The following is a 6,362-nucleotide window of genomic DNA, read 5'->3' on the forward strand; positions in this document are numbered from 1 at the left end:
GGCGACCAGCTCCTTGCCGGTGCCGCTCTCGCCGGTGATCAGCACAGTCAGGTCCGCACCCACCAGGCGGGCGATGGTGCGGTAGACCTCCTGCATGGGCCCCGAGCGGCCGATCAGCGGCAGGCGGTCGTCGCGCACGGCGCGGTCCTGGGCGCGGGCGGCCTCCGGGTCGGCGGGCCGCGACAGGGCGCGCCGCGCGGCCGAGGTCATGTCGTCCAGGTCGAAGGGCTTGGGGATGTAGTCGAAGGCCCCGACCTCGGCGGCGTTGACTGCAGTGATCAGGTTGTTCTGCGCGCTCATCACGATGACCGGCAGCTTCGGGCGCTCCTTGCGGATACGCGGCAGCACGTCGAACACGTTCTCGTCGGGCATCACCACGTCGGTGATCACCAGGTCGCCCTCGCCTTCCGAGACCCACTTCAACAGGGTGGCGGCGTTGCCGGTGGCGCGGACCTGATAGCCGAGGCGGGTGAAGGCTTGGCTGAGCACCAGGCGGATCGAAGCGTCGTCGTCAGCGATCAGGATCTTCTTGCTCGCGGCGTTCATGCCGGGTGGTCCTCTTCGGAAGCGATGGGCAACAGGACCCGGAACACCGTCCGGCCGGGCTCGGATTCGAAGTCGAGAAGGCCGCCGTGCGCGGCGACCAGCTTGGAGACCAGGGCCAGGCCCAAGCCCACGCCGTTGGCCTTGGAGGTCACGAAGGGCTGGAACAGATGCTCACGCAGGTGGTCGGGGACGCCGGGGCCGTTGTCCACGATGCGCACCTCGAGCGGCGCGCCGCGCAGGGCCTGGCCCTTGGCGGCGCGTACGCGGACGCCGTGGCGATAGGCCGTGGTGATGCTGATCGCGCCGCGGCCGTCGCCGCGCGAATGGGCGGCCTCGGCGGCGTTCTTCACCAGGTTCAGGAATATCTGGATCAGCTGGTCCTCGTCGCCCTCCACCGGCGGCAGCGAGGGGTCGTACTGCTCGCGCATGCTCAGGCCGTCGGCGACGCCGTTGGCGGCGAGCGCGCGGACCCGGTCCAGCACCTCGTGGATGTTGATCGGGGTCAGGGACGGCAAGGCGTCGTCGGAGAAGGCCTCCATCCGGTCGACCAGCCGGCGCACGCGGTCGGTCTCGTCGACGATCAGCTGGGCCAGCGGCGCATCCTCGGTCTTGGCGCCTGACTTCAGGAGCTGGGCCGCGCCGCGGATGCCTGCCAGGGGGTTCTTGATCTCGTGCGCCAGCATGCGGCCCAGGCCCACGATGGAGCGCAGGCCTCCGGCGGCTTCCGCCGCGCCCCGCTCGACGCCCAGGCCGGCTTTGACGCTGAGGGTGAGCAGCACCGAGCCGTCGCCCAGCGGCGCGGCGGCGCCATCCGCCTCGAAGGGCGGCAGGCCGAAGAGGCTGATCTGCACGCCCCGCTCGCGGACCTTGGCGTCTTCGTGCAGGGCGCGGTTCAGCAGGGACACCAGGGCCGAGCCCGGCGGCAGGGCGGCGCTGAAGCGGCCGCGGGCCAGCAGTCCCAGACCCTGGCCGAACAGCGCCTCGGCCGCTTCGTTGACGGCCACCAGCGCGCCGGTGGCGTCCACCACCATGGCCGGATCGGGGCTGAGCTCGAAGGCCGCGGCCTTCAGGGCCAGGACGTCGACGCCCAGGGATTGCGGAAGCGTGCGCCAGGTCATGCGGCGAGCCTCCGCTCAGGCTGGCCCCAGAGTTCGGTGAGCGCGCGCTCCACCTCGCCGGCGTCCTCCAGCCGGCAGAGGCGGCTGCGGGCGACGCGGCGGTCTTCGGCGGCGGCTGGCCACGGCGCCTGATCGACGTAGGCCGCCAGATGCTTGCGGAAGACCCGCAGGCCGAGACGCTCGCTGTAGAAGCTCAGCGCATCGCGGAAGTGATCGAGGGCGATGGCCAGCCGGGCCTCGGCGCCGGGCTCGGCAAAGGCCCGGCCGTCGAGTTCGGCCTCGATCTGGGCGGCGATCCAGGGGCGGCCATAGACCCCGCGGCCGACCATCACCCCGTCGGCGCCCGAGGCGGCCAGGGCGGCGCGGGCCGTGGCGCCATCGACGATATCGCCGTTGACGATCACCGGGATCGAGACCGCGTCCTTCACCGGGCGGACGGCGGCCCAGTCGGCGGCGCCCTTGTAGAATTGGCAGCGGGTGCGGCCGTGGACCGTCACCGCGGCGACGCCGAGGGCCTCGGCGCGGGCGGCGAGGTCCGGCGCGTTCTTGGACGCGTCATCCCAGCCTAAGCGCATCTTCACGGTCACCGGCACATCCACGGCGCCGATGGCGGCGGCGATCAGGCGCTCCGCTAGCTCCGGCTCGCGCATCAACGCCGAGCCGCACTGGGCGCCGGTCACTTCTCGGGCCGGGCAACCGAAGTTCAGGTCGATGATCTGCGCGCCCGCGGCCTGCGCCATCCGCGCGCCCTGCGCGATATGATGCGGATCGCGGCCGACCAGCTGAACGACCATGAGCGGCAGGCCCTCGCCCACCGCGGCGCGGCGCACGACATCGGGCCGGCCCTTGGAGAGCTCGGCGCAGGCGACCATTTCGGTGGCCACATAGGGCGCGCCCAGCCGGCTCGCGGCGCGGCGGAACGGCAGGTCCGAGATCCCGGTCATCGGCGCGATCCAGACGCGACCGCCGACCTCGACCGTATCGAGTTTGAGCGAACTGCTCATTATTTAATCATCCCCACAGCCAGCTTTTTAGGCACTTTGTGCGCTGCGGTAAACCCCATCTGAAAGCAGGGCGAACTGGACAAGCGCGAGCGTGTCCCTAAACACGCACCCGATGAGCTTCCTCAGTGTAGTGGTGGCGGCGGGCGAAGGCCTGCGCGCGGGGCCCGGCGAGCCCAAGGCCTGGCGCCTGCTGGCGGGTCGGCCCGTGGTCCGTTGGTCGGTGGAGGCCCTGCTGAGCGCTGGCGCGCGCGAAGTCGCGGTCGTGGTGGCGCAGGACCGCCGTTCCGCGGTCGAGGACGCCCTTTATGGACTGAGCGGCTGGACGGCCGTGTCCGGAGGCGCGACGCGGGCGCTTTCCGTCCGGGCGGGCCTTGCGGCGCTCAGCGGGCCGGACGACACGGCGGTGCTGATCCACGACGCGGCGCGGCCGTTCGTGACGGGGACCCACGTGGCGGCTCTGCTGGCGACCCTTGAGGGTTGCGACGGCGCGGTCCCTGCCCTGCCCGTGCCGGACACCCTGAAACGCGGCGATGGCGCCGTCTCCGAAACGGTCAGCCGCGACGGGCTTTGGCGCGCCCAAACCCCGCAGGCCTTCCGCCTCGGCCGGCTGCGAGCGGCCTATGCGGCGTGGCCTGGCGCAAGCGAACCCACCGACGATGCGCAGGTGGTTGAGGCCGCGGGGGGCCGCATCGCCCTGGCGCCGGGCGATCCCATGCTGATGAAACTGACCTATCCGGAGGACTTCGCCATGGCCGAGCAGCTGGCGGGCGGGCGGCGGATCGTGCGCACCGGCTTCGGCGTCGACGCCCATCGGTTCGGCCCCGGCTCAGAAGTGTGGCTGGGCGGCGTGCGGATCAGCCACGACCAGGGTCTGATCGGCCACTCCGACGCCGACGCGGGCCTGCATGCGCTGACCGACGCCCTGCTGGGCGCCATCGCCGACGGCGACATCGGCCAGCACTTCCCGCCGTCCGATCCCAAGTGGAAGGGCGTGTCCTCAGACCGGTTTCTGACCCATGCCGTGGGGCTGGCGCAGGCGAAGGGCGGCCAGGTGATCAGCGCCGACCTGACCCTGATCTGCGAGCGGCCGAAGATCGGGCCGCACCGCGACGACATGCGCGCCCGCATCGCCGAACTGCTGGGCCTCCCGATTGGCCGGGTCAGCGTCAAAGCGACCACGACCGAGGGCATGGGCTTCACCGGCCGCGAGGAAGGCCTGATGGCCCAGGCCGTGGTCTGCGTCGAGACCCCGGCTTAGATTCTTTGCTGGTCGCTCTTCCTGATCGGCTGACTTGATTCAAGTCAGCCGGGAAACGCTCTAGCCCTCGCTGTTGGGGTCCAGCTTCTGCAGGAAGCGCCGCCACAGCGCCCCGAACAGGTTGGTGTAGTCGTCGGTCCAGGGCCGCACGCCGTTGGCGCTGGCCATCTTCCAGCGGGGGTCATGGACGAAGGGCTCCAGCGCCGCGCGCGACTTGCCGATGATCACCGCGTCCTCGGGCGAGGGCCAGCCGCCGCGATCCGTGTCGGGTCCCGGCCGGTAGTGCTGGATCAGGGCCACACCGCCGGCCGCCTTGGCCACCGCCATCGCCGGGCCGTTCAGGTCGAGGTTGCGATTGGACAGGTGCAGGATCAGCACCCCGTCGGGCTTCAGGTGGGTCAGGTAGCCCTGCACCGCCTGCACGGTCAGCAGATGGGTGGGCACGGAGTCCGACGAGAAGGCGTCGATCAGCAGGATGTCGAAGATCCCGGTCGGCTGCTGGGCCAGCGTCAGGCGCGCGTCGCCCAGCACATAGTCGACCGGCCCCCGGGCGCAGCGGGTGGTATAGGCGAAATGGTTGGGATCGCTGGAGATCTTGATCACCAACGGGTCGATCTCGAAGAAGGTCAGCCGGTCGGCCCCGCGCACATAGGCCGCCACCGAGCCCGTGCCGAGACCCACCGCGCCGATCCGCAGGGCCGGCTTGCCCTGCCGCTCGGTCAGGAACACCTGCCCGATCGGCGCGGAGTTGGCGTAGTAGACCAGCGGGTTGCAGCGCCAGCGCGGGGTCAGGGCCTCTGCGCCGTGCAGGGTGGTGCCGTGCGACAGCATGCGCGTGGGCCCGCCCAGCGCCGGCACCTGCGTCTCCCCTTGCCGAAGCACGCCGAAGAAGCTGCGCCAGGTGTGATCGGTGCTGGTGTGGTCGGCCGCGCCCTCGGCGCCGAGCCAAAGGATCAGGATGATGGCGAAGAACGGCAACGCGCGGCGGCTCACGAAGTAGGCGGCGAAGATGGCGAAGACCAGGCAGGCCTTAACCCCCATGTCGAAGAGATCGGCCTGGGTGAAGCCCGCGAAGACCGGCCGCGCGAAGACATGCGGCGCGACGAAGGTGTCGAGGATCGGCATCGCCACACCGGCGCCGACCCCCATGATCAGCATGGCGGCGGTGAAGACGCCGATCTTCCAGTCGCCCCAGGGCCGCAGCAGGCTCGCCCCCACCAGCACCAGCGGATATTCCCAGACGTTGTCGAAGATCACTGGCGCGAGGAAGGCGTTGAAGGACCCTCCGATCACACCGCCCAGCGACATCCAGAAATAGAATTCGGTCAGCCGCTCCGGCGGCGGCCGGCGCGCCACCAGCGTCTGGTGGCACATCAGGGCGGTGAAGAAGAACGCGCCCAGGTTCACCGGCAGCAGCAGGGCGAACGGGCTCGCGTGGAACGGCAACAGAGCCACGCAGATCGCCACCAAGGCCGCCTGCAGCAGCAGGGTCAGGTCGCTGCGGATCGCGGGCTTGGCCTGGAAGGCGATGATGAAGGTGATCAGGTAGAGCGCCAGCGGCAGGACCCAGAGGAAGGGCGCCGAGGCCACGTCGGTCGTGATGTAGGTCGTCACCCCCAGCATCAGGCTGGACGGGATCGCCGCCAGGGCGACCCAGATCAGCCGCTCGCGCCAGGCGATCGGCGGCGCCTCCACGGCGGCCGGCCGGATCGGACCTCGAGCCTCGCCGGCGCGGATCACCGTGATGGCCAGGCCGGCCATGAGCAGGACAAAGGCCAGGTAGCCGCCGCTCCAGCCCAGGCGCTGGGCGTGCAGGGTCAACGCCGGCTCGACGATCAGCGGATAGGCCAGCAGCGCCAGCAGGCTGCCGAGGTTGCTGGCCGCATAGAGCACGTAGGGCTCGCTCCCCTCGCGGTCTCCGAAGGTGCGGGCATGCCAAGCCTGGACGAGCGGCGCGGTGGCCGACAGCACCGCGAACGGGGCGCCGATGGAGACGGTCAGCACGCCCAGCAGCCAGAGCGTCGGATGGTTCGAGGACGGCGGCCCGATCAGCTCGTTGATCCTGAGCGGCAGGGCGATCGCCGCCAGCAGCAGGGCCGCGCCGTGGACCAGCGCCTGGGCCTTCAGCGAGCGCAGCCGCTGCAGGGCGTGGGCGTAGCCGTAGCCGGCCACGAGGGCGACCTGGAAGAAGGCCAGGCTGGTGTTCCACACCGACGGGCTGCCGCCCAGCCTGGGCAGCACCAGCTTGGCGACCATCGGCTCGACCAGGAACACCAGGGCGGCGCTGGCGAACACCGTCACGGCGAACAGGCCGGCCGGCGGCAGGGCTCGGCGCGGGGTGTCGAGAGTTACCGTGGTCATCGAAGGGCGGCCCCAGAAGGCGGGAACAGGAGGCGGAATTCAGACTGCTCGAATCGCCTTGAACCCCCAGCCTAT

At 70.9% G+C, this 6,362-nt stretch carries 5 protein-coding genes; 1 reads left to right on the plus strand and 4 read right to left on the minus strand.

Annotated features, from left to right (window positions below):
* From VHS75_RS04685 to dusB, 3 genes are all read right to left on the minus strand, one after another.
* Positions 1-546 (minus strand): sigma-54-dependent transcriptional regulator (locus VHS75_RS04685; RefSeq protein WP_329637450.1); only part of this gene is annotated, 546 nt, incomplete at its 3' end.
* Entirely contained in the window at positions 543-1,664 is a 1,122-nt protein-coding gene (locus VHS75_RS04690) for a two-component system sensor histidine kinase NtrB (protein ID WP_329637451.1), read from the minus strand. The genes VHS75_RS04685 and VHS75_RS04690, both read right to left, overlap by 4 nt.
* Entirely contained in the window at positions 1,661-2,668 is a 1,008-nt protein-coding gene (gene dusB / locus VHS75_RS04695) for a tRNA dihydrouridine synthase DusB (protein WP_329637452.1), read from the minus strand. Before dusB ends, VHS75_RS04690 begins: the two co-directional genes overlap by 4 nt.
* Before the next feature lie 112 nt (positions 2,669-2,780).
* On the opposite strand from dusB, the gene VHS75_RS04700 reads away from it, so the two are divergent.
* Complete coding sequence (locus VHS75_RS04700; RefSeq protein WP_329637454.1) at positions 2,781-3,926, plus strand: bifunctional 2-C-methyl-D-erythritol 4-phosphate cytidylyltransferase/2-C-methyl-D-erythritol 2,4-cyclodiphosphate synthase; 1,146 nt, start codon at positions 2,781-2,783, stop codon at positions 3,924-3,926.
* Between the two features lie 60 nt (positions 3,927-3,986).
* Here VHS75_RS04700 and VHS75_RS04705 read toward each other — a convergent pair whose 3' ends face one another.
* Positions 3,987-6,287: a fused MFS/spermidine synthase gene (locus tag VHS75_RS04705; protein ID WP_329637453.1), complete on the minus strand. Its 2,301-nt coding sequence runs from the start codon at positions 6,285-6,287 to the stop codon at positions 3,987-3,989.
* Between the last annotated feature and the right edge of the window lie 75 nt (positions 6,288-6,362).

This window comes from Phenylobacterium sp., from assembly GCF_036264965.1.
Taxonomy (GTDB): domain Bacteria; phylum Pseudomonadota; class Alphaproteobacteria; order Caulobacterales; family Caulobacteraceae; genus Phenylobacterium.

Bases quoted from the DNA above. Each gene is read 5' to 3' on its own strand.
- VHS75_RS04690 (WP_329637451.1), bottom strand. From the start codon at position 1,664: ATGACCTGGCGCACGCTTCCGCAATCCCTGGGCGTCGACGTCCTGGCC.
- dusB (WP_329637452.1), bottom strand. From the start codon at position 2,668: ATGAGCAGTTCGCTCAAACTCGATACGGTCGAGGTCGGCGGTCGCGTC.
- VHS75_RS04700 (WP_329637454.1), top strand. From the start codon at position 2,781: ATGAGCTTCCTCAGTGTAGTGGTGGCGGCGGGCGAAGGCCTGCGCGCG.
- VHS75_RS04705 (WP_329637453.1), bottom strand. From the start codon at position 6,287: ATGACCACGGTAACTCTCGACACCCCGCGCCGAGCCCTGCCGCCGGCC.